2 protein-coding genes are annotated in these 2357 nt (G+C 58.6%); one reads left to right on the forward strand and one right to left on the reverse strand.

Annotation, left to right across the window (positions count from 1 at the left end; all coding sequences use genetic code 11):
* Positions 1 to 168 precede the first annotated feature (168 nt).
* The gene (locus QTL96_RS22675) at positions 169 to 1062 is read left to right on the forward strand and encodes an alpha/beta hydrolase (protein WP_289729297.1); all 894 of its coding nucleotides are present in this window, start codon (positions 169 to 171) and stop codon (positions 1060 to 1062) included.
* Between the two features lie 140 nt (positions 1063 to 1202).
* On the opposite strand, the gene QTL96_RS22680 is transcribed toward QTL96_RS22675, so the two are convergent.
* On the reverse strand, positions 1203 to 2255 hold the full coding sequence (locus tag QTL96_RS22680; RefSeq protein ID WP_289729298.1) for a porin: 1053 nt from the start codon (positions 2253 to 2255) through the stop codon (positions 1203 to 1205).
* Positions 2256 to 2357 lie beyond the last annotated feature (102 nt).

A 2357-nucleotide genomic window follows, 5' to 3' on the forward strand; every position in this document is an offset into this window, starting at 1 on the left:
AACTATGTGCAGCGGGTGATAGAGAACTACGAGGTCTACAAGGCCCGGTTGGGTCAGCCCGTTAGCATCCAGCAGGACCTGATCGGCGGACGCAACGCGTCGTAAAAGCGCCGTTTGCCTGGCGGTGCAGCGGACGCTAGTCTCTTCTCGCCAAGGCGGGGAGAGACGATGGACGATACCAACAGCCAAGCCTTTCAGGACCGGACTTACATATCCAGCGATGGCCTGACGCTGCATCTGCGGGACTATGATCCGGGCTCTGAGGCGGCGGAAGGCCGGTTGCCGGTGATCTGTCTCGCTGGGCTGACACGGAATTCCCGCGATTTTCATCAGCTGGCCCTGATCCTGTCGCGGGATCCGGTTGCTCCAAGACGTGTGATCGCGCTTGATTACCGTGGGCGCGGTCTCTCCGACTGGGACGAGAACAAGGCCAACTACAATCTTGCCGTCGAAGCCCGTGACGTCATCGAAGCCTGTGCATATCTGAACATCGACCGCGCCGCCTTCATCGGCACATCGCGCGGCGGGCTGATCCTGCACCTGCTTGCCGGGATGAAGTCCGATCTGGTCGCGGCGGCCGTTCTCAACGATATCGGCCCGATCATCGAGGCCGAGGGCTTGATGAAGATTCGCGACGATCTCAACGCCGCACGATTGCCGCACGATATGGAAGAAGCGGCGGCGTTGCTGAAGCAGCGGCAGGGCGCTGACTTTCCTGTCCTGTCGGATAGCGACTGGGCGGAGATGGCGGCGGCGATCTATCGCGATGTCGATGGACAGCTCGTGCCCGACGTCGATCCGGCAATTGCCAAGCAGCTATTGTCGATCGATTTCACGAAGCCGGTGCCGGATCTCTGGGCGCAATATGAGAACTTCGAGCCACTACCGCTGATGGCTGTTCGCGGGGAGAATTCAGCGTTGCTTTCCGAAAGCATGGTCACAGCGATGGCCGGCAGGCATGCTGGTCTCAAGATCGTCAGAGTTCCGGGCCAGGGCCATCCACCCCTGCTGCATCTAGAACCGGCACTACAAAGCATCCGGAGTTTTCTCGCCGCAATCTAACATGCCCGATCATTGGCACACACCGAGCCACGGCTTCAGGCAATCAGCCTGCTCGAGGCTATGCTTACGCAGCACCAAGAATGCAAAAAGCCCGGTTCTCGCGAACCGGGCTTTCCTGATGAGACCGAAGTCAGATCAGATTAGAATGCACGCTGCAGACGGAAGTAACCGGAAACGGTGTCGTCGCTGTCAGCAACCGACGTGCGGTCCTGCCACTGTACCGAAGCCTTGGCGTAGAAGTTTTCTACGATCTGGTAGTCGAGCGTTACGCCAGCCTTCCAGAGGTCAGCGTCAGCCCAGTCAGCATTCGTGCCCATGGCGTTCTTACCAACGCCCGGGATACCCGTTACAGGGTTGATGTTGGCGAAGTACTGAACGCCGGGGGTGATCTTCAGCTTGTCAGTTGCCTGGATTGCGTATTCAGCAGCAACCGTCCACTCAGACTCTTCGTAGTAGGCGTTGGCGCCAGATGCCCAAGCAGCTGCGAGGCCGAGGGTGCCCGGGCCGATGGCAACAGTTGCCATACCACGAACTGCGCCTTCAGACGTATCCGTGTCGTAGCCGCCGATGACCTGGTAGCTGAATGCGCCAGCCTTGCCACCGATGCCAGCAGCGATGCCAACGTCGTTGCCGCTTTCGCCGAACGAGACCGAATCTTCCAGTTCGTCAACCGAGATGCCAGCGTAGAAGTCGCCAGACTCATACTGATAACGGATCGAGTTATGCAGCGTGGCGTTCGAAGCGAGCGAGTCGGTTTCGCCAGAGAGGCCATCGTCCCACCAGCTGTAGAACAGACCAGCGCGGAAGCCAGCAATGTCGATGTAAGCCGAGTCGAGGTAGGAATTCTGGTCGGAAGCGTTGTTTGCATCCGTCTGCAGAACGATAACGCCAGTCAGCGGGCCGTACTCGGTGTCGCTCTTAGCCGTGAACTGAACGTTGCCACGAGTAAACGAGTTCCAGTCCGACGAGCCAACCAGGCTGTCGCCGCCGTTAACCTGGAAACGGATGTAACCTTCGATCTTCAGGCAGGTTTCCGTGCCCGGGATGTAGAAGTAGCCGGTGCCGTATGCGTCGCAAACGCGAACGTATTCTACTGCTTCCGGTTCAGCTGCAACAATCGCGTCAGCAGCCTGAGCGCCGGATACAACTGCCAGAGCAGCTGCGGAGCCGAGAAGTAGGCTCTTGATGTTCATATTGACCTCCAATTCAAAGTTTCGATCGGATCCGGGTTTTCGCCGTTTTGGCAGCGTTCCCTGCCCCGTCACCGTGTTTCAAGAAGTCGGACGATCAACCGC

It is taken from the genome of Rhizobium sp. S163, from assembly GCF_030380805.1.
Lineage (GTDB): Bacteria > Pseudomonadota > Alphaproteobacteria > Rhizobiales > Rhizobiaceae > Rhizobium.